The organism is Streptomyces caatingaensis, assembly GCF_001187435.1.
Taxonomy (GTDB): Bacteria; Actinomycetota; Actinomycetes; order Streptomycetales; family Streptomycetaceae; genus Streptomyces; species Streptomyces caatingaensis.
The window spans coordinates 196,400-220,264 of record NZ_LFXA01000007.1; the positions used below are offsets into that span (position 1 = coordinate 196,400).

At 75.7% G+C, this 23,865-nt stretch carries 27 protein-coding genes and 2 pseudogenes; 7 read left to right on the forward strand and 22 right to left on the reverse strand.

Going from position 1 to position 23,865, the window contains the following annotated elements:
- Positions 1–60: 60 nt before the first annotated feature.
- From AC230_RS12000 to AC230_RS12005, 3 genes and pseudogenes are all read right to left on the reverse strand, one after another.
- On the reverse strand, positions 61–1,410 hold the full coding sequence (locus AC230_RS12000) for an endonuclease domain-containing protein (RefSeq protein WP_049716131.1): 1,350 nt from the start codon (positions 1,408–1,410) through the stop codon (positions 61–63).
- Positions 1,411–1,475: 65 nt separating this feature from the next.
- Positions 1,476–1,739, reverse strand: a pseudogene (locus AC230_RS33630) (transcriptional regulator); the annotation flags it as partial.
- Between the two features lie 24 nt (positions 1,740–1,763).
- Complete coding sequence (locus tag AC230_RS12005) at positions 1,764–2,402, reverse strand: NADPH-dependent F420 reductase (protein ID WP_049716132.1); 639 nt, start codon at positions 2,400–2,402, stop codon at positions 1,764–1,766.
- A 94-nt stretch (positions 2,403–2,496) separates the two neighbouring features.
- Here AC230_RS12005 and AC230_RS12010 point away from each other — a divergent pair, with 94 nt between their 5' ends.
- On the forward strand, positions 2,497–2,880 hold the full coding sequence (locus AC230_RS12010; RefSeq protein ID WP_049716133.1) for a winged helix-turn-helix transcriptional regulator: 384 nt from the start codon (positions 2,497–2,499) through the stop codon (positions 2,878–2,880).
- Between the two features lie 56 nt (positions 2,881–2,936).
- Here AC230_RS12010 and AC230_RS12015 read toward each other — a convergent pair whose 3' ends face one another.
- The 12 genes from AC230_RS12015 to AC230_RS12070 form a co-directional block, all read right to left on the reverse strand.
- On the reverse strand, positions 2,937–3,212 hold the full coding sequence (locus AC230_RS12015; RefSeq protein ID WP_049716134.1) for a gas vesicle protein K: 276 nt from the start codon (positions 3,210–3,212) through the stop codon (positions 2,937–2,939).
- On the reverse strand, positions 3,209–3,406 hold the full coding sequence (locus AC230_RS34300; RefSeq protein WP_049716135.1) for a gas vesicle protein: 198 nt from the start codon (positions 3,404–3,406) through the stop codon (positions 3,209–3,211). Before AC230_RS34300 ends, AC230_RS12015 begins: the two co-directional genes overlap by 4 nt.
- Complete coding sequence (locus tag AC230_RS12025) at positions 3,403–4,218, reverse strand: GvpL/GvpF family gas vesicle protein (protein ID WP_049716136.1); 816 nt, start codon at positions 4,216–4,218, stop codon at positions 3,403–3,405. Before AC230_RS12025 ends, AC230_RS34300 begins: the two co-directional genes overlap by 4 nt.
- The gene (locus tag AC230_RS12030; protein ID WP_049716137.1) at positions 4,202–4,579 is read right to left on the reverse strand and encodes a gas vesicle protein; all 378 of its coding nucleotides are present in this window, start codon (positions 4,577–4,579) and stop codon (positions 4,202–4,204) included. The genes AC230_RS12025 and AC230_RS12030 overlap by 17 nt, the downstream gene beginning before the upstream one ends.
- 47 nt (positions 4,580–4,626) lie before the next feature.
- Positions 4,627–4,830, reverse strand: a complete 204-nt coding sequence (locus AC230_RS12035) for a gas vesicle protein GvpG (protein ID WP_049716138.1) — start codon at positions 4,828–4,830, stop codon at positions 4,627–4,629.
- Entirely contained in the window at positions 4,830–5,546 is a 717-nt protein-coding gene (locus AC230_RS12040) for a GvpL/GvpF family gas vesicle protein (RefSeq protein WP_049716139.1), read from the reverse strand. The genes AC230_RS12035 and AC230_RS12040 overlap by 1 nt, the downstream gene beginning before the upstream one ends.
- Entirely contained in the window at positions 5,543–5,965 is a 423-nt protein-coding gene (locus AC230_RS12045) for a gas vesicle structural protein GvpA (protein WP_049716140.1), read from the reverse strand. The genes AC230_RS12040 and AC230_RS12045 overlap by 4 nt, the downstream gene beginning before the upstream one ends.
- A gap of 33 nt (positions 5,966–5,998) precedes the next feature.
- The gene (gene gvpO / locus AC230_RS12050) at positions 5,999–6,298 is read right to left on the reverse strand and encodes a gas vesicle protein GvpO (protein ID WP_049716141.1); all 300 of its coding nucleotides are present in this window, start codon (positions 6,296–6,298) and stop codon (positions 5,999–6,001) included.
- A 145-nt stretch (positions 6,299–6,443) separates the two neighbouring features.
- Positions 6,444–8,036, reverse strand: a complete 1,593-nt coding sequence (locus tag AC230_RS12055; RefSeq protein WP_049716142.1) for an APC family permease — start codon at positions 8,034–8,036, stop codon at positions 6,444–6,446.
- Between the two features lie 184 nt (positions 8,037–8,220).
- The gene (locus AC230_RS12060) at positions 8,221–9,333 is read right to left on the reverse strand and encodes an MAB_1171c family putative transporter (protein WP_049716143.1); all 1,113 of its coding nucleotides are present in this window, start codon (positions 9,331–9,333) and stop codon (positions 8,221–8,223) included.
- Positions 9,330–9,827 carry a ParH-like protein gene (locus AC230_RS12065; RefSeq protein WP_049716144.1) on the reverse strand — a complete coding sequence of 166 codons (498 nt, stop codon included), beginning with the start codon at positions 9,825–9,827 and terminating at the stop codon, positions 9,330–9,332. The genes AC230_RS12060 and AC230_RS12065 overlap by 4 nt, the downstream gene beginning before the upstream one ends.
- Complete coding sequence (locus AC230_RS12070) at positions 9,824–10,255, reverse strand: hypothetical protein (protein ID WP_049716145.1); 432 nt, start codon at positions 10,253–10,255, stop codon at positions 9,824–9,826. The genes AC230_RS12065 and AC230_RS12070 overlap by 4 nt, the downstream gene beginning before the upstream one ends.
- Before the next feature lie 191 nt (positions 10,256–10,446).
- Between AC230_RS12070 and AC230_RS12075 the strand changes: the two genes are divergently transcribed.
- On the forward strand, positions 10,447–11,160 hold the full coding sequence (locus AC230_RS12075) for an RICIN domain-containing protein (protein WP_049716146.1): 714 nt from the start codon (positions 10,447–10,449) through the stop codon (positions 11,158–11,160).
- An 87-nt stretch (positions 11,161–11,247) separates the two neighbouring features.
- Here the strand turns inward: AC230_RS12075 and AC230_RS12080 are convergent, their stop codons facing one another.
- The 5 genes and pseudogenes from AC230_RS12080 to AC230_RS12105 form a co-directional block, all read right to left on the reverse strand.
- Positions 11,248–11,472 carry a hypothetical protein gene (locus tag AC230_RS12080; RefSeq protein WP_049716147.1) on the reverse strand — a complete coding sequence of 75 codons (225 nt, stop codon included), beginning with the start codon at positions 11,470–11,472 and terminating at the stop codon, positions 11,248–11,250.
- 210 nt (positions 11,473–11,682) lie between these two features.
- Positions 11,683–13,119 (reverse strand): extracellular solute-binding protein, encoded by a 1,437-nt coding sequence (locus tag AC230_RS33640; RefSeq protein ID WP_049716148.1) that lies wholly within the window; start codon positions 13,117–13,119, stop codon positions 11,683–11,685.
- Between the two features lie 32 nt (positions 13,120–13,151).
- Positions 13,152–13,868 (reverse strand): vWA domain-containing protein, encoded by a 717-nt coding sequence (locus tag AC230_RS33645; protein WP_049716149.1) that lies wholly within the window; start codon positions 13,866–13,868, stop codon positions 13,152–13,154.
- A gap of 388 nt (positions 13,869–14,256) precedes the next feature.
- Positions 14,257–15,741, reverse strand: a pseudogene (locus AC230_RS34670) (substrate-binding domain-containing protein); the annotation flags it as partial.
- 5 nt (positions 15,742–15,746) lie between these two features.
- Positions 15,747–16,082, reverse strand: coding sequence for an effector-associated constant component EACC1 (locus AC230_RS12105; protein ID WP_049716152.1), 336 nt, complete (start codon positions 16,080–16,082; stop codon positions 15,747–15,749).
- Positions 16,083–16,356: 274 nt separating this feature from the next.
- Between AC230_RS12105 and AC230_RS12110 the strand changes: the two genes are divergently transcribed.
- The 3 genes from AC230_RS12110 (at position 16,357) to AC230_RS12120 (ending at position 19,076) form a co-directional block, all read left to right on the forward strand.
- Positions 16,357–17,295, forward strand: a complete 939-nt coding sequence (locus AC230_RS12110) for an aminoglycoside phosphotransferase family protein (RefSeq protein ID WP_049716153.1) — start codon at positions 16,357–16,359, stop codon at positions 17,293–17,295.
- 45 nt (positions 17,296–17,340) lie between these two features.
- Positions 17,341–17,955 (forward strand): HDIG domain-containing metalloprotein, encoded by a 615-nt coding sequence (locus tag AC230_RS12115; protein WP_049716154.1) that lies wholly within the window; start codon positions 17,341–17,343, stop codon positions 17,953–17,955.
- Between the two features lie 119 nt (positions 17,956–18,074).
- Positions 18,075–19,076, forward strand: coding sequence for a DUF5954 family protein (locus tag AC230_RS12120; protein WP_157868559.1), 1,002 nt, complete (start codon positions 18,075–18,077; stop codon positions 19,074–19,076).
- Positions 19,077–19,094: 18 nt separating this feature from the next.
- On the opposite strand, the gene AC230_RS12125 is transcribed toward AC230_RS12120, so the two are convergent.
- A complete protein-coding gene (locus tag AC230_RS12125) occupies positions 19,095–19,736 on the reverse strand; it encodes a response regulator (RefSeq protein ID WP_049716155.1) in 642 nt (213 codons plus the stop codon).
- A 160-nt stretch (positions 19,737–19,896) separates the two neighbouring features.
- On the opposite strand from AC230_RS12125, the gene AC230_RS12130 reads away from it, so the two are divergent.
- The gene (locus AC230_RS12130) at positions 19,897–20,973 is read left to right on the forward strand and encodes a hypothetical protein (protein WP_049716156.1); all 1,077 of its coding nucleotides are present in this window, start codon (positions 19,897–19,899) and stop codon (positions 20,971–20,973) included.
- 76 nt (positions 20,974–21,049) lie between these two features.
- Positions 21,050–21,964, forward strand: coding sequence for an NADP-dependent oxidoreductase (locus tag AC230_RS12135; RefSeq protein WP_078871175.1), 915 nt, complete (start codon positions 21,050–21,052; stop codon positions 21,962–21,964).
- A gap of 708 nt (positions 21,965–22,672) precedes the next feature.
- Here AC230_RS12135 and AC230_RS12140 read toward each other — a convergent pair.
- Complete coding sequence (locus AC230_RS12140; RefSeq protein WP_049716157.1) at positions 22,673–23,863, reverse strand: sensor histidine kinase; 1,191 nt, start codon at positions 23,861–23,863, stop codon at positions 22,673–22,675.
- Positions 23,864–23,865 lie beyond the last annotated feature (2 nt).

Here is a 23,865-nt window from a genome sequence, read left to right on the forward strand (position 1 = left end):
GTGGCGGTACTGATGCCGCCCTCGTGCTGACTGAGGGGCGCCAGATCCCCCGGTGCCCGCTCAGAACAGTGCGAGGCCCTCGCCGCTGGTGTCCGCGATGACGGGCCGGGACCGGGCCGGGAGGCCGTCCAAGCGGTCAGGGCCGGCCGCGGCGGCCACGGCAGGGGCCGTCTCGGCCAACCAGACGCGAAACCGCTCGACGGCTTCGCGGTAGGGGACTTGCGCCAGGACACGGTGCTCGCCGGAGGGGCAGGAGTCGACCGCGACCGTGAGCAGGCAGGAACGGGGCGTGTTGTGACTGCCTGTCCAGGAGACGCGCAGCACACCGCAGGGCTTGCGCCCGCGGGAGGCTGGGTGGGTCGGGCGCAGGGACCGGCAGGCTATGTGAGCGGTCCACGCGGCGAGGTGCGGCAACGGGAGGGTGGTGCGTGCGCGGCAGCCGGGGCAGCGGTGCCAGTGGCGGAGCCAGTCGTCGGTGCCGGTGTCGAAGAGGTGTGTGTAGTGGCCGGCCACGCGGACGTCGTTGCTGTACAGGTGGTCGGGGCGCTCCTGTGTGTTGCAGGACTGGCAGACGGGGGCGCGGACGTAGCCGTGTTCGTGGCAGTGGTCGAGCACGGTGGCGGGCGCAGTGCCGCAGACGGCGCACATCCACCCGGCCACCCGGCGGGAGGTGCCGGGCTTCCGGCTGAGCACCGAGTACAGCTGGCCCTCCAACTCCCGGGCATATGGACGCAGTCGGAGGACGGTGGGGCCTTCGGGGCCCGTCGTCTGCCGGCCGTCGGCGTCTCGGGTCTGCCCGGGCAGTGACGGAGGCTCGGTGATGGCAGCGCCTGCCCGGCGGGTCCGTGCGGCATGCACCCACTGCGTTTCGGCGTGCTCGGCCCCGTCGAGCAGCCTGACCACAGCGCGCGGCAGCCACCACGTGCGCTGCGTCCCGTCGCGGGTCTGCTCCACGAGCATCCGCCGCCAGTCGATCCCCGCCAGGAGGCACGGTCGGCCGACTTGACGACGTGCTCCGCGCTCGGGGCCGTCGCCCGGTTCCCGCAGTTGCTCCGCGATGCGCCGGCGCCAGCGCAGCCGCGCTTCCTCATGGCGCTCCTGCCCCGGCGCTCCACGAAACGGACCGACGCGGACCAGGTCCTGCCGGTCCACTCGCATCGCGTTCAGCTCCGCGGCCGCCCGGTGCACCTCAAACTCGCGTACGGCCCACTGACCGTTGCCCGCCCTCCTCGTGGGCACCACACGCCCACCGAGGAGGACGTACCCCACCCGGGCGTGGGCGGGAGAGCCGGTGAATGCCCCGGAAGCCGTCGGCACAGCACTGCCGGCCGTCAAATCGACCCACAGGGCATCCGCGGCACCCAGGGTGATCAGGCCATCCGTGCGACCGGGCGTGACACGCTCAGACATACCGACAGGCTAACGGCCTGCAAAACGCCAATGGCTCTCGGAGCATCACCCCCGGCCGGGCCGGGGGTGGTGGCGACTTCGTCGGTGGCCTCCCGCACTTCCGGGCCGGCGTCCGTGAGCAGTGCGTCGTCGAAGCGAAGGCCCTTGTGGACCGCCTTCCACCACCGCTCCCGGCCCCTGCCGCGTCCGGGGGCGTCCTCGATGACGCCGTGAATGGCGAGCCGCCGCAGGTGGTAGCCGGTCGCACCGCCTGACTCGCCCAGGCCGTGAGGGCGCGCTCCAACCTCGGGCAGGTGCTGCTGAGATGAGGGTCGGTCGTCTCGCAGCGCCTGCGGCGAGCGACGTCGTCGCCCCTACGACCGGTCGACGAACGGCACAGCAGTGACCGGGTTGTGGCCCGCGGCGACCAGCCGCATGACGAAACCCGCCACGCCCTCAAGCTGCCGGGCGTGCTCCAGTCCGCCGAGCACGGCGGGTACCCCACCGAGGTCGCGGATCAGCCCGCCGGCAATGCCGAGCGCCGCGTCGTCGTCGCCGCACATCGCCACGGTCCGCTTGGATTGCCCTGCCGGCGTCGGCGCCAGCCAGCTCGTCCCCGCGAACAGATGCAGTGCCTTGACCACGCGGCTGCCCACGGCCCGTTCGGCGACGTGCTGTGCCGCCGAACCGGTGGGCGACCGGAGCAGACCGGAGGTGTAGTCGACCGTGTTGGTGCAGTCGATCACGGCCTTGCCCGCCAACGACCCCTCGTCGGCCCGGGCGAGAGAGAGCACCTGGTCGAGCCCCTCCCATGCCACGGCCACGACAACGGCATCGCCTGCCGCGGCCACCCGCAGGGGGTCGGCCGCCTCGACCGCGTCGCCGAGCTGCCCGGCGATCGCCCGAGCCTTGCCCTGTGAACGGCCTCCGACGAGCACGTGGTGTCCACGGCGCGCCCACGCCTCCGCCAGTGCCGAGGCCATCCCGCCGGTGCCCAGAATTCCGATACGCATGTCGCTCTCCCAACCGTCGAGGGCCTGTTGCCTCGCTACCGTAGGAAGCTCGGGCCTACCAATCGGTAGGCCCGAATCCGATAGGAAGAGACACGTGGACAACCACTGCCCGCCCTTCGCCGCCGACTGCGCGGTGCGCCTGGCCGCCGACCTGATCGCCCACACCTGGGATCCAGTGGTGCTGATGGCGCTGCGGGCGGGCAGGCGCCGCCGGATGGACCTGTTGAGCGGCATGGCGGGCGTCAGCGACAAGGTCCTCACCCAGACGCTTCGCCGTCTGCACGCCAACGGCTTGATCGTACGGATCACCGCGCCGGCCGACCGCTCCGTGACGTACGAGCTGTCGGAGTTGGGCGGCAGCCTCGCCGACGGGCCGCTGGCTGCCCTCGGCCAGTGGGCGATCGACCACGCCGATCAGGTCCTTGCCACTCAGGAGCAGCACAGCACTGCCATCGGCCGTCGAGCAGCGGCCGGATAAGCGCCCATGCGGACAGGACCGTGTCCCACGGAGTGAGGAGGACTCGGCCCGGCACGTCACCCCCGGCCCAGCAGCGACCCCAACGGCCCCAGGTCCAGGTCGAGTTCCTCGCGGTCGAGGCCGTACTCGTGGCAGAGGCCGTCCATGCGGTCGGCGAGGAGCATGAGGGTCATGCCGATGCGCTCCTCCTGGTCCTCGGTGAGGTCGCCCTGGTCGACGCGGCGGACGGCCTGGCGTTCCATGAGTTCGCGGAGGAGTTCGAGGACGGTGAGGATCAGCTTCATCAGGTCGCGTTCGACGGTGTCGTGGTCGAGTTCCAGGCGGCGGGTCATGGTGCAGGTGGCTCCCAGGGCGAGGGGACGCGGGCGTCGACGGAGCTGATCAGGGCGCGCAGGTCGATGCGGACGAGGTCGACGTCGGCGATGCGCAGGGTGAGGTCGCCGGTGAGGACGACGCCGCCGGCGAGGAGGCGGTCGAGGAGGTCCACCAGGGACAGCCGTTCGGTGGGGAGGTCGTCGGAGATCATGGGGCGTGGGTGACGAAGGAGTACGGGGCCCACGGTCCGGAGAGGCGGATCCGCAGGCCGTCGGGGGCGTCGTCCGTCAGGGCGGCGACCGTCCTCGTGAACTCCTCGGTGCGCTCCCTCGGTACGAGGTAGGCGGCGTTGAGGAGGTTGTGGCCCGGGTGGTCGGAGAGGCGGGAGTCCTGCGGGGGGTGCAGCCGGACCTCCTCGGCCAGGGGGGAGAGCGTGTCGTGCACCGCTTCCGCGGCCCGGCCCGCGCGGCGCGCGTCGGCCTCGCGGGCCCGCCGCTGGGCGCCGCGCCGCCGCAGGTAGTCCCGGCCGGATGGGGCGGGTGCCGACTCCGGGGGTGACGGGGTCGGCGAAAGCTCCAGGGGGTCCGGGGGGTCCGGGGGGTTCGGGGGCGGTAGGGCGTACACCGTGACGCCCCACTCCACGCGGCCCTCCAGGCGGTCGAGCGCGGACCCGAGCGACGCCGAGCCGTCCGCCAGCATGCGACGGACGCCCTCCTCGTCGCGGTAGACGGTCGCCAGCCGCAGTGGCAGCGCGCAGGAGAACGCCGAGACCGCGGCGTCGACCACCCGCTGGTGACCGCGGGCCACCCGCTCCAGCCACGCCAGGTCCTCCAGCCGTTCGCGCAACGCGTCCTCCTCGAACTCCGCGGCGGGGACGCGTCCCACGAGCGCCGCGAAGCCCGCGTGGCGCACCGGGACGACCGGTTCGTCCGCCACGCCCGTCAGCGTCTCGGGGACGTCGGCCGGGCTGCCCCCGTCCCGGGCGACCGCGTAGGCGTACAGCAGTTCACCGTCGGTCTTCATCGCGGGCCTCCTCCGTCTCCCCGTCCTCCAGGGCCGGATGCTCCTCCAGGGCCGGACGGTCCTCCAGGGCGGCCAGGCGTGCCCGCAACCGGTCGTTCTCCTCGCGGAGTTCGCGGGTGCGTGCCCCCGACGAGAGGGAGCGGTCGCTCTCCCACCAGTCGATGCCCATCTCCCGCGCCTTGTCGACGGACGCGACCACCAGCCGCAGTTTGATCGTCAGCAGTTCGATGTCGAGCAGGTTGATGCGGATGTCGCCGGCGATCACCACTCCCTTGTCCAGGACCCGTTCGAGGATGTCGGCGAGGTTGGCCGAGCCCTCGCCGGGGGAGCGGGCCTCGGGCAGCCGGCTGCTGAACGTCATCTCCCGTACTCCTCCGCCTCGTTCGGGTCATCCGCATCGCCCGTCCGTCAGCCCGGCGGTGAGCGCCGCCGCGCCTCCTCCAGCCGGTCCAGCAGCGCGTCCTCGCGCCGGTCGAACTCCTCGCCGTCCAGCCGGCCCGCCGCCAATTCCTCCTCCAGGGCGCGGAGTTCGGCCTGGACGGCGGCCGGGTCGTAGAAGATCCGCTCGGCCTCGGCGAGGAGCCGGCGCAGGACCCAGCCGACGAACAGCATCACGAGTCGACGAAGCTGTACGGCGGCAGCGGGCCGGTCACCGTGAGGTCCAGCTGTGGATGGGCCCGGCGCAGGCGGTCGGCGGTGGTCACCAGCCGCTCTGCGGCCGGTTCCGCCAGCAGGAAGGAGAGGTTGAGGAACCAGCCGCCGCTCTCCGGGCCGGGCCGGCAGCCCTCCGCCAGCGGTTCGAGGGTGTCGCGCACCAGGTCGGCGTCCCACGCCTCGCGGGAGCGGACCGCCTCCGCGACCTGCTCCCCGAACCGCAGCCGGTCCTCGTACGAGCCGCCGCCCGCCTTCCGGTTGGCCTCGGCGAGGGCGCGCAGCCGGGCGTCCTCGGCGAGGACGAGGTGGAGCACCGCCTCCTCGTCGTGCACGGCCTTGACGTTGTACTCGACGCGGCCGGAGAGCCGCTCCAGTTGCGAGCGGTAGCGGTCGGCGTTGCGGGACAGCGTGTCGAGGACGTCCTCGTCCCCCTCGGAGACGCTGCCGAAGCGCAGGGGCAGGACGGCGGCGGCGCGGCCCGCCTCGGACAGCACCCGCTGGTGGGCCAGCAGGTCGCGGCGCTTGGGCCGCAGGTCCTCCGGGCAGTCGCTGACCACCGCCGCCAGCCCGGAGCCGGTCACCAGGCGGACGGGGCACGGGGGTTCGCCGACGCCGGTGAGCCCTTCGGGGAGCGCGCACCCCTCGTGGGTGATGCCGTAGACGTAGGTGCTCACTGGTCCTCCTCCTTCTCCTTCCCGCCGCGCGAGGAGGTCCGGCGGGTCCGGGCCGGCTCGCCGTCGCCGCGCACCTGCTGGACGGCGTCGGAGACGGCGCGGGCGGCGCCGGAGAGCACGCCCTTGCTCTTGCCGCGGGCGCCGCTCTCGGTGACGTCTCCCACCAGCTCCGGCAGGCCGGCGCTGCGGTGCGGGCCCGCCTCCAGGTCGAGGCGGTTGCACGCCTCGGCGAAGCGCAGATAGGTGTCGACGCTGGCGACGACGACCCGTACGTCGATCTTCAGGATCTCGATGCCGACCAGGGAGACGCGGACGAACGCGTCGATGACCAGGCCGCGGTCGAGGACGAGTTCGAGGACGTCGTACAGGCCGCTGGTGCCGCCCGCACCCCCGGACCGCTGCGCCGGGACAACGCTCATGGCGGGCACTCCTCTCGTGGCCGGCGGCGAACGTCAGGGGTCGGTCCGCCCGCGTTCGTAGCGGCGGGCGCGGCGGTAGCCGGTGAGGGCGCCACCGCGGTCGAGGGTCACCACGTAGAGCCCCATGACGCTCGTCGTCTCGGGGACGCGCGGGATCTCCTCCACCTCGATCTCCACCGTCCATCCCTCGGGTGTCCGTTCGAAGCCGGAGACGGACCCGGGCCGCAGTCCCGCCAGTTCGGCGAGCTGGTCGCGGGCCGCCGCCAGGACGCGGGACACCGGGATGCCGGCGGATCCGTCGTCGGCCTTGTCTGGTTCGGACGTGGCTGTCATACAGGGGGACCTCGGGTCGTCTTCGAAGACTCGGTCCTGCGCATACCGCGTCCCGGCCCGGTCAAACCCGGGCGCGGCCGTCACCGGGAGCCGTCACCGGGAGCCGTTGTCAGGAGGCTTTGCCCGGAGCGCCTGCCAGGGGCCCTTACCGGGCGCCGCGGGCCGCCGCGCGGTGCCGGACGCCCGAGCGCACGGCCCAGGAGAAGACGGCCAGGGAGAAGAGGGCGACGGCGAGGGAGTCGTAGGGCGCGGGCAGCCGGCCCGAGCCCTTGAAGGTGCCCAGCCACGACAGCAGGGTCAGGCCCGCCAGGTAGCACAGCAGCCACGCGCCGTCCCGCAGTTCGACGGCGAGCGAACCGTCCTGGGCGGCGCGGCGCATGCCCAGGAAGATCAGCAGGCCGGCCAGGACGAGGGGCAGGGCCAGCCGCAGGTCGTGCCACCCCGACCAGTAGACGAACTCACCGGCCACGACGAAGCTCAGGGGAGCGATCCAGCGCAGGCCGGGCACCCACCCCGCCATGGGCGTGCCCGGGTCGGCGCGGAAGACGGCGACCGCCACGGCCGAGGCCGCGTAGATCAGCAGGTACATGTCGCCCATGATGCTGACGATGCGCTGCCACTCGCAGAACGGCAGCAGGAAGACCACGATGACCGCGAGGTTCAGCGCCAGCGCCCGGTGCGGGATGCCCGACCGCCGGTCGACCGTCATCAGGGCCCGGGGCAGGGTCCGGTTCTTGGCGAGCGCGTAGGTGTGGCGGGCGTTGAGGGCCACCCCGACGTACGCCGAGCCGCCGGGCGACAGCACGGCGTCGGCGTACAGCAGGCTGGAGAGCCAGTGGAGGTTGAGGATCAGGGCGAGCTGGCCGAACGGCGACTCGAGGTTCACGCCCTTCCAGCCGTCGCCCAGGAGACCCTCGGGAACGGTGAAGAGGAAGGCCGCCTGGAGCGCCAGGTACATCAGCAGGGCCAGACCGATGCCGGTGAGCACGGAGGCGGGGATGGTGCGGCGGGGGTTGCGGGTCTCCCCGGAGAAGTCGAGGGGCGCCTGGAAGCCGTTGACCGAGTAGACGATGCCGCCGCCGGCCAGGGCGGACAGACAGGCGGCGTAGCCGTACGGCGCGAATCCCCCGTGGTCGGTCAGGCGGCCGGAGTGCCAGCCGGAGGCGAACAGGGCGATCACCGTCACCACCGGAACGGCGATCTTGAAGATGGACACCAGGTTGTTCAGCCGGGCGAACGTGCGCACCGCGAACCAGTTCAGCGCCGTCAGCAGGACGCTCAGCCCCACGGCGACCCCCAGGCCCGTGGGGGTGAGGAGGTGGCCGTGGTAGAGGTCCGGCAGGTAGTGGTCGGCGTACTGCATGATCGCGCTGATCTCGGCCGCGGTGCCGCCCACCGACAGCAGCACCGACCAGCCCACCACCGTCCCGACGAGCCGTCCCGAGGCGTACAGCGGCCAGCGCACCGTGCCGCCGCCCTCGGGCCGCGAGGCGCCCAGCTCGATCATCACCAGGGCCACCAGCCCGCACAGCACCCCGGCGCCGGCCCAGGTCAGCAGCGACGCGGGGCCCGCGGCGCGGGCCGCGTACATCGCCGCGAACAGCCAGCCCGAACCGACGATGTTGGAGAAGCCGATGGCCGTGAGCGCCCAGAACCCCAGGTCCCGCCGGAGCCGCCCCTCCTGGACGGCCGCCTCGGCCGCACCGGTGTCCGGCGCGGCCGCCTGTTCCGCTGACACGTCGTCCCCCTCTTCCCGGCGCCCCGGTGGCGCCCGCGCGGATGGATCACTTGATCACTCAACCTAGGTGACGGGTGATCGCTTCCCGCGGCTTTGCGGACGGGGGTTTAGCTGGGGGCGGGACCGAGGCGGAGCCGCGGTTCCGTGCCGGCCAGGGGCGTCCCCCGTTGGGGCCGGCACCGCATCAGGGCTTTCCTGCGGGGGCGGGGGAGGCGGTGGCGCGGCGTCGCCCGCTCCGGGGGGACGGCGGCGCCAGGCGGGCGAACGCGCGGGAGACGGCGGCCAGTTGGGCGGCGGCCTCGTCGGGGTCCGCGGCCGGTGTCAGGGCGATCCCGGCGGGCGGGGAGCCGGGTGCCGCGGCCGGCGAGCGCAGGGCCGCGGCGATCCGGGCGGCCGCCACGTGCGGGGCGTCGGTGCCCGGGGCGGGCGGCGGGAGGTGCGGGCGCAGGAGGAGCAGGCCGTCGTGGATCTCGATGACCCGGCGGTAGAGGGCGAAGCGGAGGGGCCGGCGGGGGCCCGGAAGGGCCGTCTCCGGGAAGGCCCGGTGCAGCGCCGACCACAGCGGGCCCAGCGCCCGGTACGTACGGCGGCACCACCGGCGGTGCCGCAGGGCGGGCCACGCCGCCGCGCTGCCCCCGGCCCCCACCAGCGCCGCGCACAGCAGGCCCAGCACCGTGGAGACGGTGTCGTCGCCGTCCGTCTGCCGGCCCGTGAGCAGGGCCAGCCGGACGTCGTCGAGGCCCCAGGCCGTCCAGACCAGCCCGGCGGCCGTGGCGGCGGCGAGCAGGCGCAGCCCGGTGCGGTGCGGGCCCGGTGCCGCCCGGCGGGCCCGGCGCCCCACCGCCCGCCACAGCGCGGCCAGTTGGAGGGCCGGGTAGAGCACGAGCACCGCGTCGTAGGCGGCCAGGGCCGGACGGTGGCCGTCGGGGACGAAGAGGTGGCCGTCGGCGTGGTCCAGGCGGGCCGCGGCGAACAGCGCCGGGAGCGCCAGGAGGACGAGGGACGCGGCCGCCGCCCGGCGCCGGACCGGACCGCCCGCGAGCAGGCCCAGACACGCGACCGCGAGCATCCGCAGCATGTCCCCCAGCAGCATCGGCAGCCCCGGTACGCCGACCGCCCGCTCCACCGCCAGGGCGCTCGCCGGGGCCAGCACGAGCAGGGCGGCGCCCAGGCAGAGGGCGAAGCGGTGCGCCTGGCGCAGGGCCGGGCCGGAGGTCCGCCCGCGCAGCGCCGCCCGGCGCCCCAGGCCCACGGCGATCAGGGCCAGGCCGCCGAGGAAGGCGAGGAGGTCCGTCATGGCCGGCCCGTGCGGGGCGCGGGGCCGAGGAACGGATCGGGGCGCGCGGCGGGGGAGTCCGTCCACACCGCGCGCTGGAGGATCAGCGAGGCCAGCAACTCGGCCTCGCGCTCCTGCGGTGCGGAGTACACCGTCCGGCCCAGGACCCGGCCGGCCAGCCCGGCCGGCAGATGCGGCAGCAGCTCCCCGGACGCCGTGCCGCGGTGCCCGCACAGCAGGTGGGCCAGTTCGTGGACGAGGATGTGCGCGCGGTGCAGCGGCGGGGTGTCGGCCACGTAGACGATGTAGTCGGCCTGCTCGGCGCTGATCAGCAGGCCGCAGGGCAGGCCCGGCCGCCAGGCGGTCGGCATCAGTTCGACCGGTCTGCCCCGGCGGCGCGCCACCGCCGCGGCCAGCGCGGCCGCGTCGAACGGCACGGGCAGCTCCAGCCCGGCGGCCAGCGCACGGCAGCGGCGCCGGGCGCGCAGCGCGCGCCAGGACGGGCGCGGCGTCACGGCGCCTGCCCGCGCCGCTCGGCCTCGCGGCGCGCGATGGCGTCGATCAAGTCCCGTACGGTGCCCAGGCCGTCGGGCGACAGGTTGACCGCGCGCAGGGCGACGTCGCGGACGCCCGCGTCGCGCATGGCGGAGAGGAGGGCGACCTCCTCGGCGACCGGCGCGCCGTGCGCGTCGTCGAAGAAGTACGCGACCGGCACCTCGAAGAAGGCGGCCAGGGCCTCCAGGTGACGCTTCGTCGGGTTGTCGCGGCGCCCGGTGCGCAGCTGCCACAGGTACGTCGCGGAGAAGGTCTCGCCGGTCGACTCCCGGCAGGCGCGGGCCACTTCCTCGTTGCTGTACGGGGTGCGGTCCGGGCGGCGGACCGTCCGGAAAAGGCGTTCTATCCGTTCCGCCAGTGTCTGGGACTGGCTCTCGGCCTCCGGCACGGCCCCACCTCCGTTCGCCCCGGCATGGTAACCGACCGCCCCCGTCCCCCGGTTGCGATGTGATCACAGCTGATGTGAAGGAAGCGGCCGTTTTCTTCACGGTAGTTGACAGGGGGTGCGGGTGTCGAGCAGGCTGCGCCCCGGTTCGAGAGCCCGACCGATCGACAGCTGTCAACGGAAGGAGCACCACCATGAGACGCATCGCCGCCGCCCTGCTGACGGCCCTGCTGGCCGTCTTCGCCGCGGCCGTCCTGCCCGCCGCCACCGCGCACGCCGAGAGCCCGGGCAGCTGCCGGACCCACCACGACGGTCCCGCCGCCTTCGGGAGCTGCACCGGGGTCGCGCCGGGCATCATGTGGCGCATCGAGGCCGCCTGCTTCTACCTCGTCGGCGACCAGCCGGTCACCTACTGGACGGCGGGCGACGTCGTCACCGGCGACGGCACCTCGAAGGCCCTGTGCACCAAGCCCCGTTCGTACGCGACCAAGACCATCAACCCGGTGGTCGTGGGCGTGACGGGGCAGCAGGGCCGGCTCGTCGGCTACGGCGGCAAGTGCGTCGACGTCCGGCACGGCAGCGCCAAGAACGCCACCCCCGTGCAGATCTACGACTGCAACGGCACCGCCGCCCAGTGGTGGACCCTCGGCTCCGACCGCACGGTCCGCGCCCTCGGCAAGTGCCTCAACGTCGTCTGGGGGCGCAGCGAGAACGGGACGAAGGTCGAGATCTACGACTGCGTGGGCAGCCAGGCCGAGCAGTGGGTTCCCCAGGCCGACGGGTCGCTGAGGAACGTCCTCACCGGCAAGTGCCTCGACGACCTCGGCTTCGACACGACGAACGGGACGCAGCTGGGTATTTGGGACTGCAACGGGGCGGCCAACCAGAAGTGGGTCCTCACGCCCTGACCGGCCCGTTCCCCGACCGTCCTCGCTCCCGGACGGACGTAACCCCCGCCTCCCGGCGCTCCGTCCGCCCGCGCCGGCCGCCCGCGGTCACGCGGTGCGCGTCAACTCCGCCCGGGGGCGCACCGCGGCCCCGCGACGGCGGGCGCGGCCCGGCCGGCCCGCCGCCGGGCGGGCGGCCGGCGCGGCGTGCCGGCGCCGGGCCTCCGCCGCCGCCTGGGCCGCGGCCCTCCCCTCCCCGGACTCCCGGTGGGGGACGGCCAGATCGTCGTGCGCGGTGGCGGCCGCCCACGGGTCGAGGTGGTCCAGCGCCACCCGCTGAGGGGCCCGGTCAGGTGGCGGTCCCCCCTGTCGCCGACGGCACCGCGACGGGCGGTTCGGGCCGCCCTGGCGGGACGGGCACGGCCGAGCCTGTCACGCGCGGATCCGCGTCCGGGCCTCCTCGGCGCACGCGGCGGCGCTGTCGGGCCGGCCGGCCGGGCGCGGCCGGTTGACGGGAACGGGGGCTGTCGGCGCGAGCGGGGCTCATCCCGAGGGCAGGACGGCGCGGAGCGCCGCGTCCAGCCGCCGGGCGATCTCCTCGTCCGTCGCCGACCGGGCCTCCGCCGAGGTGTGCAGCAGCGCGAGCTGCGTGGTGAAGGTGTGGGTGAACGCCCCGTAGAGCGGGGTGCGCGGGCGTTGGACCGCCGACTCCAGGGCGGGCAGGAGGGTGGAACGGGCGTACCGGGGGCGCCCGTCGGCGTCGCGCGGCATGTCCCGTGCGGCTCCCTCCGCCGGGCGGGTCGCGGCGGGGTCCTGGCGGCCGTCCCCGCAGGCGACGGCCGGGTCGGTGTAGGCGGAGCGGCGGGTCGCGGCGAACCCGGCGTCCAGCAGGCAGCGTTCACTGGTCCGGTCGGTGAGGAACCCGACCAGCTCCCGCGCCTTCGCCACCCGTTCCGCGGGCATGGCGGGGTTCGCCGAGACCGCCAGGTCCTGTCCGCCCAGCGCGGCGGTGCCCGGCAGCGGGACGACGCCCAGCCGGTCCTCGCCCAGGGCGGCGTGGAGCGTGCGGTAGGCGTAGGGCCAGTGGCGCAGGAACGCGGTGCGGCCCTCGGCGAAGTCCTTGAGCGAGCCCGCCTCGTCGGACTCGAAGGCGCTGTCGAGGGTGTGCGCGCTCTCCGTGCGGCGCCGGAACTCGGCCACGCCCTTCTCCAGTTCGCCGGTCGTCGCGCGGTAGGCGCCGTCGTCGTCGGTCAGCCTGACGCCGGCCGAGGCGAACGCCTCGGCGGCGTTGACGGTGAGCCCCTCGTAGGGGCCGAGCTGGCTGGTCCAGGCGTTGTGGTAGTCGCCCTTGCGGTCCGACTTCTCGGCGCGCGCCCAGGCGTCCGCGGTGTCCATCAGCTCCGACAGCCCGTCCCAGGTCCGCGCGCCGCGGATCTTGTCCTCGTCGACGCCCGCGCCCCGCGTCAGGTAGTCGCGGCGGTAGTACAGCAGGCCGGCGTCGCTGTTGTAGGGCGCGGCGTAGACCTTGCCGCGCCAGCGCGCGGTGGCCGCGGCCTTGGGCAGGACGTCCTCGTCGTCGGCGAACTCCGCCGGCAGCTCCCGTACGAGCCCGGCCGCGGCGAACTCCGGAACCCAGGTGACGTCGAGGTTGACGATGTCGTAGGCGGCGCCGCCCGACTGGAGCGCCGCCAGCAGCTGGCTGCGCTGGAGGTCGGCGGAGCCGGGCAGGAGGACGGCCCGCGCGCGCCAGGGCGAGCCCCGCTTCTCCTGGAGGGCGTTCCACGCGTCGACCAGCCGTTTGCGTATGCCGTACTTGCCGGTGACGTCCAGACCGGTGGCGATCACCAGCTGCGTCCCGGTCACGGGCCGCCCCGTGGCCCGCCGGTCGGGACCGCCGCCGCCGGTGCAGGCGGCCGCGCCGAGCAGCAGGGCGGCGGCGCACCAGACCAGTGACCGTACCCACCACACCGGACGTCCCATCCCTGTCGCCCCCGTCGTACCGTCGCCGCCTGTTACGGATGTCCCTGCGCGACCTCGGCGACCTCGGCGGACAGCTCCTTCGCCAGGTCGTCGCGGGCGTCGACGCACCGGCCGCCGCTCGCCTCGGCCACGCGCAGGTCCAGGCGGCCCGCCAGGCAGCCGCCGGAGTCGAACGAGACCATCAGCACGGGCACCTTCCGTTCGCGCGCGAACGCCACGAGGGCGTCCCGGCCGGCCGCGTCCAGACGGTCGTTGTCCTCGTCGTCGGTGACGAGGACGACGAGCCGGGGGTGCCCGTCGTCCTCGCCGCCGTGCGGCATGCCGTCCAGCGCCGCGCGCAACGCCCCGCCGATATCGGCCTCCTGGGACATCTCGGGCGTCGCGGCGGCGACCCTCCGGGCCGCCTCGGCGGCCTTCTCCTGGTCGTCCCGGCCGGCCGCCCGCGACGACGAGCCGTGGGTGCCGAACGCGAGCAGCTCGCGGTAGGGCGGGCCGTCCCCCGCGGAGGCGACGCCCCACACGCCGTAGGTGTCCTCGGGCCCGAACCGCGTCATGGCCTGCTGGACGATCTCGCGGACGCCGTTCGCCCCGTCCCACCACCGGTTCATCGAACCGGAGCTGTCGATCAGGAAGCGGACCCGGCCGGCGGCGGTGGCCTGCCGGTACCGCTCCAGCGTGCCCGCGGCCTCCTCGGCGGTCAGCGGCCGGGGCGGCGGGCCGGGGTCCGCCGGCAGCCCGGCGGGCGCCACGGAGGGCGCGCCGTGGGCCGGCGCCGGACGGAACGCCTCCGCCCGGAACGCCGCCCGGCCGTCCGGCGACGCGAGCCAGTCGCGGAACCGCCGGACGGCCCGCTCGCGCTCGTCCTCGTCCCGGCGCGCGTCGTTCCAGCGGAACGTGGACGAACACCGGGTCCAGCGCCGGCACGTCGGCCGGGTACTCGGCCACCCGCGCCACGCCCGTCTGCCCGGCGCAGCCGCGGTACCGGCCGAGGACGGGTTCCGCGACGAGGACCGCGGTGCGCCGGTCGGTGTCCCGGTCGCCCCGGGCCAGCCCGCACACCACGGTCCTCCCGTCGGCCGGCCGGGAGCGGTCGCCCGGCTCCCGCAGCCGCTTCTCGACGGCGCGCGGGGTGTCCGTCCGGTAGAGCCCGGCGGTCGCGGCGAGCCCGGCGTCGGTGTGGCGGGGGTCGGCCCGGCGCACCCGCGCCCCCCTGGCCTTCCGCGTCATCGCCGCCGTCAGCTCGGCCAGCCCGCGGCCCGTGCGGGCGTGTGCCGGCTCGGCCAGCGGCTCGGGCACCAGCAGCACCAGGGGCGTCCGGGCCAGCGGGCGTCCCGCGTCGAACTCCAGGGAGAGGACGGACTGCTGGTTGCCCGTCTCGTCCTGTGCCCGGCGCGCGCTCGCCGACGTCGCCGGGATCCACACGTCCGGCTGCGGCCCGACGCCGCCCACCGGGTTGACGCCCGACGAACTGCCGCGCGCCCACTCGCCGTACTGGGTGCGGAAGGCGTCCACGGTCTCGGCCGACCCGGCGCTGTAGACGGTGACGCCGGTGCGGCGGCAGTGGTCCCCGTCCTCGTCGGCCTCCGACGCGAGGAAGCCGTCGACGGCCCGGCGGACGGCCGGCGCCAGGTCCGGATCGGCCGACACGCGCAGCTCCAGCGGCGGATGGTGCGCGCAGGACGCGGCGGGGCCGGGCCCGCGGGAGGGATCGAGGACCCACCAGACCAGCAGCGACAGGGCGGCGGCGAGCGCGAGGACGGCGGCGGCCAGGTGCCGGCGCTGCCACGGCCACGACGGAGGGCGCCAGGAGCGGGCATCGGGTCCGGGCTCGGGCTCCGGCTCCCGGACGGGGTGCCGCCCGGGCAGGAGGACGATCCCCTCGCCCTCCTCCCGCCAGCAGCGCTGGGGCACCCATTCCCTGCCGCCCTTGGTCCGCTCGGAGGCCAGCCCGTCCACCAGGCGCCGGTGCAGCACGCCGACGGTGACGTCCTCGTCCGGACCGTCCCCGCCCGGCGTCAGGGCCTCGGCCAGCCGCGCCGTGTACGGGGTCGGGGTGGCCGGATCGCCCGCGTCGATGCGCTGGTTCTGCTGCACCGCCAGCAGGAGGGAGATCCGGCGCTGGTCGTGCGGGTCGAGCCGGTCCCAGGCGGCGGCCGCGTTGCCCGCGTAGCAGCAGTCGAGGACGACGACGGTGTGACGGGGCTTGTGGGGCCACACGCGCAGCCGGTGCAGGACGTCGTGCTCCCAGCCGATCCAGCCCGCGAACGCCGGGCCGTTCTCCACCTTGGCGTCCGCCGACCCCAGGAGCAGCCGGCCGCGTTCGGTGGTGTAGGTGTCGACGATGGCGTGCCCGGCGAAATACAGGAGCAGCAGCCCGTCGGTCGTGTCCCGCGCCTCGCCCAGCCGGTGCTCGAACTCCCGGGCGTCCGGCGAGGAGAGCCGCTCGACGTGGGTGAAGACACCGCCCTCGCGCAACACCGCTTCCAGGGCCGCCAGATTCTGCTCGACGGCCGCGATGTCCCCCAGGAAGTCCGTCCAGGCGCGCGGCCCTTCGCGGGCGTAGCGCGACACGCAGACGAGCAGCGCGCGGTTGACGGGCCGGGGCCGGCCGGATCCGGACATGGGCGTCAGTCCCGCTCATCGTCCGGCCCCGCCCGGAAGTCGGGCGGATCCGGATCCCCCAGCGCCCGCCGGCTCGTGCGCCACTCCCTGATCGACTCCGTGGCGAGGCGCAGGACTTCACCGGTCGCGGCGCCGCCGAGCCATTCGAGCAGGATGTCCAGCTGGGGCGCCATCGGAACGCCGGGCTCCGCCCGGCGGGCGGTGCGCCGCACCCGGACCCGCTCCGTCAGCTCCGGCTCGTCCTTGAGCCAGGTCTCCAGCGACGCGAGGTCCTCTTCGCGCACTTCCCCCGGAGCCGTGACGCGCACACCGTGCCGTATGTCGTCCTCGCCCTGCGCCATAACCCGACATAGTGGCACGGACGTCGGCGTTCGAGGAGAGCCCGGCCGACATATCCGTCGGCCACGTGCCCGGCGGGCGCCGCCCGTTCGTGAACCGCCCGCGCCGTCCCGCCCGTTGCCGGCGGCCGTGCTCACCGCCCCCCGGGGCGGCCGCGCGGGACGGGTCGGTTAGGCTGCGGACGTGCTTTGACGCCCGCCCGGCAGCCGGGCCCCTCCGCGCACTCCTTCGTCCGCCGTGTCACCTCCGACCCCCGGCCCCGAAGGAGCCCTTCCCGTGCACTCGTCCACCCGACTCGTCGACGTCCCCGACACCTTCATCGCCTCCTACGGCGCGCACGGCCCCGGCGAACGCGCCTGGCTCGCCCGCCTGCCCCGGCTCGGCGCCGCGTTCCTGGACCGCTGGGGCCTGCGCCCCGACGGGCCGTCCGCCCACGGCATGGCCTCGCTCGTCCTGCCCGTCGTCCGCCACGACGGCACCCCCGCGGTCCTCCGCCTCCAGCAGGTGCGGGAGGAGACCGCGGGCACGGCCGCCGGACTGCGGGCGTGGAACGGCGACGGCGTCGTCCGGCTGCTGGAGCACGACGAGCCGACCGGCACGCAGCTCCTCGAACGCCTCGACGCCGCACGGCCGTTGTCCTCGGTCGAGGACGACGACACGGCCACGGCCGTCCTCGGCGGACTGCTCGCCCGGCTCACCGCCGTCCCCGCACCCCCGGGACTGCGGAGGCTCTCCGACATCGCCGGCGCGATGCTCGACGACGTCCCCGCCGCCCTCGCGGCGCTGCCCGCCCCGGAGGGGCGGGAGGTCGTACGCGGCTGCGCCGCCGCCGTCGCGGAACTCCTCGGCGACGCCGGTGGCGCCGGCGACCGCCTCCTGCACTGGGACCTGCACCACGACAACGTCCTCGCCGGGGAGCGCGAACCGTGGCTCGCCATCGACCCCGAACCGCTCGCCGGCGACCCCGGCTTCGACCTGCTCCCGGCTCTCGACAACCGGTGGGACGCGGTGGTGGCGACGGGCGACGTCACCCGCGCGGTCCTGCGCCGCTTCGACCTGCTGACCGAACTGCTGGGCCTGGAGCGGGACCGGGCCGCGGGCTGGACCCTGGGGCGCGTCCTGCAGAACGTCCTCTGGGACGTCGAGGACGGCAAGGAGACGCCGGACCCGGTGCAGACGGCCGTCGCGGAGGCCATGTCCCTGCGGAGGACGTGACGGGGCCGGTGGCCGGGGGCGGGCCGGGCCGGTTACGGTTCCCCGGTGACCACGACCCGCCTCCCCACCGACGCCGAGATCCGCGCCCTGCACGAGAAGCACGCCCCGACCCGGGCCGCCTTCGAACTCGTCCACACGCACTGCGAGATCGTGCGCGACATCGCCCTGCACCTCCTGGCCGCCGACGGCCGGCACGGGCTCGACGCCGAACTCGTGCGCGTGGGCGCCCTGGTGCACGACATCGGCGTCTACCGGCTCTTCGACGGCGACGGGCGCCTGGACACCACCCGGTACCTCCGGCACGGCCTGCTCGGCCACGGGATCCTGCGGGAGGAGGGGTTCCCGGAGCGGCTGTGCCGGTTCTGCTCCTGCCACACGGGCGTCGGCATCAGCCGCGAGGACGTCCGGGCGCACGGGCTGGACCTGCCCGTCGCCGACTACCTGGCCGAGACGGGGGAGGAGCAACTGGTGATGTACGCCGACAAGTTCCACACCAAGTCGACCCCTCCCGCGTTCCTCACGGCGGACGTTTGCGGCGCGTCCCTCGGCCGGTTCGGCGCGGAGAAGGCCGCCGCCTTCGCGGCGCTGCGCGCGCGGTTCGGGGAGCCCCGGCTCGACCGCCTCAGGGAGCGGTACGGGCACACGCTCCGGACGTCCTGAAAGCGCGTGCGGCCCGGGGATCCCCCGGCCGCCCAACGCCGCGGCCCGCCAAGGGACATGGCGGGCCGTCATGGCGCCGTTCCGCTGCGCAGGCCCCGCCGGCACGCCATCCTGGGGGCATGTCCGATCACAGTGAGCACATGCCCGGTTACCGGCAGGCCCGGACGGTCGTGCCGGCCGCCCCCGTCGCGGCCCTGGCCGACGAGGAGGCGTGGCGGGCCCGCGACGGCTACCCGGAGGTCCTGGGCGCCGGCGGCGCGGTGTTCGGCGTGGCCCGGGAGCGCGCCGAGGGCGGCTGGACCGTCCTCTCCCACCTCGGCGACCACGCCCCGCAGGACGCCAGGGACACCCTCGCCTCGCACTTCCGCAGGCTCGCGCAGGACGCGCGCGCCACCGGCGACCGCGCCCTGCACGAGGAGTGCGCCGCCGCCTACGGGCTCCTGGACCGGGAGGCCGTCGACGACCTGACCGTCGGCGGCGTCCGCCACCGGGTCGTGCGCGCCGAGCGGTTCGTCCGCATGGGGCCGGACGGCCCCGAGCCGCCGCGCCCCTCCGACCCCGACCCGGCAGCACCGGGCCACGGCCACCGGATCCCCGACCCCGTCGACGGCTTCGTCCTCGACACGGCCACGACCACCGGCGTCGCGGAGGGTCTCCTCAAGGCGGAGCTGCTCTCCCTCGTCCGGCGGCCCGGCACCGTGCCGGCCGACGTGCGCGACGACTCGGTGCGGGCGGCGCACACGCACCCCGGCGGGGTGCTGCTCCCCGCCGCGTTCCTCATCGCCGAGCGGGTGGGGAACCGGTGGGAGCCGGTCACCGGCGGCAGCAGGAACCCGCAGGCGGCCCGTGACACCCTCGCGGTGGACCTGCGGGTGATGGCCCCGGTGACGCGGCGGCTCGACGCCCGCGAACGGGCCGCCTACGCGCGGGCCGCCGACCGGCTCGACGCGGAGCGCGCCGGCGAACTGCGGGTCGTGGACCGGCTGTTCCGCGTCGTCCGGGTCGAACGGCTCGTCCGCGTGGGGCCGGACGGCCCGGAGGGGCCGCGCCCGTCCGACCCCGACCCCCAGCCGCCGGTGCTGGTGCACGACCGGGGGCCCGGGGAGCGGGGCCCGTCCTGACGCCCGGCGGCGCGGAGTTCAGTCCGCGCGCCGGTTGTCCCACGCCCAGGCCGCGACGCCGACCCGGTTGCGGGCCCCGAGCTTGCGCTGGATGTGGGCGATGTGGGTCTTCACCGTGCCCGGGGAGATGAAGAGTTCGCCGCCGATCTCCGCGTTGGTCAGGCCCCGGGCGACCAGCCGTGCGATCTCCGCCTCGCGCCCGGTGAGTTCCTCCGTCGCCGTCACGCCGCGGGGGGCGCGCAGGTGCCGCAGGAGCCGCACGGTGACCGACGGGCTGATGAGCGTGTCCCCGGCCATCGCGGCGCGCACCGCCTCCACGAGCAGCGCGGGGCCGGAGCGCTTGAGCAGGAACCCGCAGGCACCGTCCCGCAGGGCGGCGTGGACGTACTCGTCCAGGTCGAAGGTCGTCACGACGACGACCCGCACCGGCTCCGCGGCGTCCGGTCCCGCGAGGATCCGCGTCACCTCCAGCCCGTCCCTGTGCGGCATGCGGATGTCGGCCAGGACGACGTCCGGCCGCAGCCTGCGGGCGAGTTCGACCGCCTGCCGCCCGTCCTCGGCCTCGCCGACGACCTCCATGTCCGGCTGCGCGTCCAGGATCAGCCGGAAGCCGATGCGGACCGCCTCCTGGTCGTCGGCGAGAAGTATGCGGATCGTCATGATCGACACCGTAGCGGGCGGTGCCCTCTCCCGGACGGCCGACCCGGGCCCGTCCCGCACCGCCCCGAGTCTGCCGATCGGCAGATGTGCCCGCACCTCCGCGCGCGGAAGGCTGGTGACCGCACCGGAGGGACCGGGGCGGGGAACGGGGAGAGGCGCGATGGACGAGACGGGAACACCCCGGCGGGAGCAGGGCACGTGGTGGTCGCGGTGGCCTGTGTGGTCCGCATGGCCGGCGGCCCTGTGGTCCCTGCTGTACGGGGCGGCCGGGGTCTACTGGGCGGCGGGCGGCGGGGGTTACCCCTTCGCGCAGGTCGCCGAGGAGCGGGCGTCCGCCTCGCTGCTGGAGCCGAGCCGGGCGGCGGTGGCCGGGCCCGTCATCGCCGCGGTCGGCGCCGCGGGCGCGGTCGCCGGCGTCCTGATGGCCCTCGGACGCGGCCGGGGCCGCCGGCGCACCGCCCTGCTGGCCTTCGCCTGGGCGAACGCGGTCACGCTCGCCCTGGTCCTGCCCGACTACTCGCTGCTGGGCCTGCTGGCCTTCTCGCCCCTGCTGGTCGTCTTCGCCTTCACCGGCGTCCCCGGCCCGCAGGACGGGATCGGCGACATCCTCTACTGGCACCGGGGGAACCTGATCATCCTCTTCGTCGGCGGCCTGCTGTGGGGCGCGGCCGCCCTGGCCTACCAGCGGCGCACCCGCGGGGTGTGCGCCCACTGCGGGCGGGGCCGGCACGCGGCGGCCCGCTGGGCCACGCCGGAGGCGGCCCGCCGCTGGGGCCGCTGGGCGGTGTGGACCGCCGTCCTGTCGTCCGTCCCCTACGACGTGACCCGCCTCGCCTGGTACGCCGGCTGGCCGCTCGGCATCACGCGGGAGTTCCTGGACGACATGCGGAGCACCCCGTACATGCTGGAGATCGGCCTGGGCCTCGGGGTCCTGTCCACCGCGGGCGGCCTGCTGACCCATGGCCTGGTCGGCCGCTGGGGCGAGGTCTGGCCCCGCTGGGTCCTCCGCAAGGCGGGCCGCCGTGTCCACCCCGCGACGGCGATCGTCCCGGCCTCCGTCGTGGCCCTGGTCCTCGTCCCCGGCGGTCTGATGAACCTCCGGCACATGGACTGGGAGCTGTGGGCCACCAACGGACCGGGCGTCTTCTGGGCGCTGTGGGGCGTGGCGCTGGGCGCGGCGACGCTGGCGTACTACCTGCGGCGGCGGGGGCGGTGCGTGCGGTGCGGGCGGGGCTGAGCCTGCGGCGGCGGGGCGGGGGTGGCGTGCGATGCTCCTGGCACGTGTGTGTCGACCGAGGAGGGTGATCCGATCGATGAGAGCGGTGCGCATGCATGAGCGGGCGGGGGCCGAGGCGCTGGTCGTCGAGGAGGCCCCCTACCCGAAGGCGGCCGAGAACGACGTCGTCGTCCGTGTCCACGCGGCCTCGTTCACCCCCGGTGAGCTCGACTGGCCCGGCACCTGGCAGGACCGGGCCGGCCGCGACCGCACCCCCGTCGTCCCCGGACACGAGGTCTCGGGCGAGGTCGCCGAACTCGGCTACGGCACCACCGGCCTGACGGTCGGCCAGCGGGTCTTCGGCCTCACCGACTGGACCCGGGACGGCAGCCTGGCCGAGTACGTGGCGGTCGAGGCCCGCAACCTCGCCCCCCTCCCGGCCACGATCGACCACGTCACGGCCGCCGCCCTGCCCATGGCCGGTCTCACGGCCCGGCAGGCCCTCTTCGACCACGGCGGTCTGCGGGCCGGTCAGACGGCCCTGATCCACGGCGCCGGCGGAGCGGTCGGCCACACCGCCGTCCAGCTCGCCCGCCGGGCCGGCGCCGTCGTCGTCGGCACCGGCCGCGCACGCGACCGCGCCGCGGCCCTGGAGGCCGGCGCCGACCGCTTCGTCGTCCTGGAAGGCCGCTTCGAGGACGAGACGGGCCCGGCCGACGTCGTCCTCGACGTCATCGGCGGCGACGTCCTCGCCCGCTCCGCCGCCCTCGTCCGCCCCGGCGGCACCCTCGTCACCGTCGCCGCCCCGCCCACCGTCCGCCCCGCCGACGGCCGCGCGGTCTTCTTCGTCGTCGAGCCGGACCGCGACCAGCTGGCCGAGCTGGCGGAATGGGTGCGGGAGGGACGGCTGGTGCCGCGCGTGGGCGCGGTACGGGAGTTGGAGCAGGTGCGGGAGGCGTTCCTGGGCAAGGGGAAGGTCCCGGGGAAGACGGTGGTGCGGGTGGCGGGGTGACCCGGGCCGGGGCGCGGCCCCACCGGCCGGACAGCAGCGCGCTCTCCGCCTCCGGCGAGAAGCCCACCGACAACTCCGGCTCCCCGCGCCCCCGGTCCCACGCCCGTACGTCCCGCACCGTCGTCTCCAGCAGCGTCGCCGGCAGCCCGGCCGCCCGGGCGCGGGCGGCGCTGCGCTGCTGCGCGGGCGGGCAGTCCCGTACGAGGGGGAACAGGGGCGGCGCGGCGGAGGAGGGCGCGCGCACCAGTTCGACCGAGGCGCCCGCGACCCGCGCGCACGTCTCGATCGGACCGCCCAGCGTCACGGGCCGCTCGGGCCCCACCGCCTGGAAGGCCCCGCCCCGGCCGCCGCCGCGGAGCGGACTCGTCCGAACCGGGCGCCAGACCGTCCGTCTCGTACACGGCGTGACTGGAGACGAACGGATACCGCCCGGCCCGATCACCGAGCGCGTCCGTCGCCTGCCCGACGGGCCGCGGCAGGAAGCCGCTGACGTCGGCGACCGCGTCCCACCGCCCGCCGCCGCGCAGCGCGGCGTAGTCGCCGGTGTCCCGGTCGCCGAGGAGCCGGGGGACGCCGGGGAAGAGGGAGGTCCCGGTGCGGCCCCGGTGGAAGAGGGACACGGAGAAGCCGGCCCGGAGCGCCTCGGTCACGAGGGCGCGGCCCACGAACGAGGTGCCGCCGAGGACGAGCAGTCGCCCGCCGACGACCCTACGCCGCCGGGAATCGCGCGCGCAGCCGCCAGCCGCCGTCCCACGGCCCGGCCGTCAGCGACCCGCCCAGCGCCTCCACGCGCTCCGCGAGCCCGGACAGGCCGAGCCCGCCGCCGTGCCGTTCGCCGTGCCGTCGGCCGCCGCCGGCCACGGCGCGTCCGGAATCGGTCACCGAAACGCACAGGCCCCCGTCCGCCGCCGCCAGGACGACCCGCACCCGTTCCGCGCCGGGCGCGTGCCGGCGCACGTTGGTCAGCGCCTCGACGACGACCCGGTGGGCGGTGGCGGCCGTCTCGCGGGGCACGGCGGCGATCTGCCGCTCGGTCAGGGCGAGTTCGAGCTCGGTCCCGGGCGACCCGGAGGAGCGGAAGCGGTCCACGACGCCTGGCACGTCCGCCAGCCCGTAGGCGGCGGACCGCTCGCCGCCGGGGGCGGCGTCCGCGTCGTCGCGCAGCATGTGCACCGTACGGTCCATCGAGCCCAGCGCCCGCACGCCCGCCTCCTCGATCCGCCGCAGCAGCGCGGGCACCTGATCCGGCCGCGCCTCGTGGACGACCCGCGCGGCCTGGGCGAGCGCGACGATCCCGGAGACGTCGTGGGCGACGAAGTCGTGCAGATCCCGCGCCAGTTCGAGGCGCTGCGCCCGGCGCGCCTCCCGTACGCTCCGCTCGCGGCGCGTGCGCGCGGCGTACAGCGCGGCACCGAGCGCCCCCGCCCCCGCCTGCCCGACGGCGAGGAACGCGCTCTGCCCCGCCGCCTCCAGCACCCCGTCGTACGCCCCGGCCCTCAGCAGCACCGTGGACCCGGCCACCCCCAGCAGCCCCGCGACGGGCACCGAACGCCGCGCCGGCAGCGCGCGCGTGACCAGCACGACCAGGGCCGCCACGGCCGCGTACTCGACGAACGCCAGCCGCACGGCCGCCACGAGCCGTTCCCCGCCGCCCCCGCCGCCCCCGCCGCCCGCGCCTCCCGCGACGAACGCCGCCGTGCCGAGCGCGGTCACCGACGCCACCAGCACCGCCGACCGCACCAGCCGCCGTCCGTCACGCGGCCACCGGCAGTACGCCGCCGACGCGACACAGGCCGCGACCACGACCGTGACCCGCGCCGTCCAGCCGGCGTCCGTCACCGCGGCGGCCACCGCCGCCCCCGCCGCGCACCCCGCCCCGACCAAGACCTTCCGCTCCATCC

Bases quoted from the DNA above. Each gene is read 5' to 3' on its own strand.
- AC230_RS12000 (WP_049716131.1), bottom strand. From the start codon at position 1,410: ATGTCTGAGCGTGTCACGCCCGGTCGCACGGATGGCCTGATCACCCTG.
- AC230_RS12005 (WP_049716132.1), bottom strand. From the start codon at position 2,402: ATGCGTATCGGAATTCTGGGCACCGGCGGGATGGCCTCGGCACTGGCG.
- AC230_RS12015 (WP_049716134.1), bottom strand. From the start codon at position 3,212: ATGACCCGCCGCCTGGAACTCGACCACGACACCGTCGAACGCGACCTG.
- AC230_RS34300 (WP_049716135.1), bottom strand. From the start codon at position 3,406: ATGATCTCCGACGACCTCCCCACCGAACGGCTGTCCCTGGTGGACCTC.
- AC230_RS12025 (WP_049716136.1), bottom strand. From the start codon at position 4,218: ATGAAGACCGACGGTGAACTGCTGTACGCCTACGCGGTCGCCCGGGAC.
- AC230_RS12030 (WP_049716137.1), bottom strand. From the start codon at position 4,579: ATGACGTTCAGCAGCCGGCTGCCCGAGGCCCGCTCCCCCGGCGAGGGC.
- AC230_RS12035 (WP_049716138.1), bottom strand. From the start codon at position 4,830: ATGCTGTTCGTCGGCTGGGTCCTGCGCCGGCTCCTCGCCGAGGCCGAG.
- AC230_RS12045 (WP_049716140.1), bottom strand. From the start codon at position 5,965: ATGAGCGTTGTCCCGGCGCAGCGGTCCGGGGGTGCGGGCGGCACCAGC.
- gvpO (WP_049716141.1), bottom strand. From the start codon at position 6,298: ATGACAGCCACGTCCGAACCAGACAAGGCCGACGACGGATCCGCCGGC.
- AC230_RS12060 (WP_049716143.1), bottom strand. From the start codon at position 9,333: ATGACGGACCTCCTCGCCTTCCTCGGCGGCCTGGCCCTGATCGCCGTG.
- AC230_RS12075 (WP_049716146.1), top strand. From the start codon at position 10,447: ATGAGACGCATCGCCGCCGCCCTGCTGACGGCCCTGCTGGCCGTCTTC.
- AC230_RS33640 (WP_049716148.1), bottom strand. From the start codon at position 13,119: ATGGGACGTCCGGTGTGGTGGGTACGGTCACTGGTCTGGTGCGCCGCC.
- AC230_RS12105 (WP_049716152.1), bottom strand. From the start codon at position 16,082: ATGGCGCAGGGCGAGGACGACATACGGCACGGTGTGCGCGTCACGGCT.
- AC230_RS12120 (WP_157868559.1), top strand. From the start codon at position 18,075: ATGTCCGATCACAGTGAGCACATGCCCGGTTACCGGCAGGCCCGGACG.
- AC230_RS12125 (WP_049716155.1), bottom strand. From the start codon at position 19,736: ATGACGATCCGCATACTTCTCGCCGACGACCAGGAGGCGGTCCGCATC.
- AC230_RS12130 (WP_049716156.1), top strand. From the start codon at position 19,897: ATGGACGAGACGGGAACACCCCGGCGGGAGCAGGGCACGTGGTGGTCG.
- AC230_RS12135 (WP_078871175.1), top strand. From the start codon at position 21,050: ATGAGAGCGGTGCGCATGCATGAGCGGGCGGGGGCCGAGGCGCTGGTC.
- AC230_RS12140 (WP_049716157.1), bottom strand. From the start codon at position 23,863: ATGGAGCGGAAGGTCTTGGTCGGGGCGGGGTGCGCGGCGGGGGCGGCG.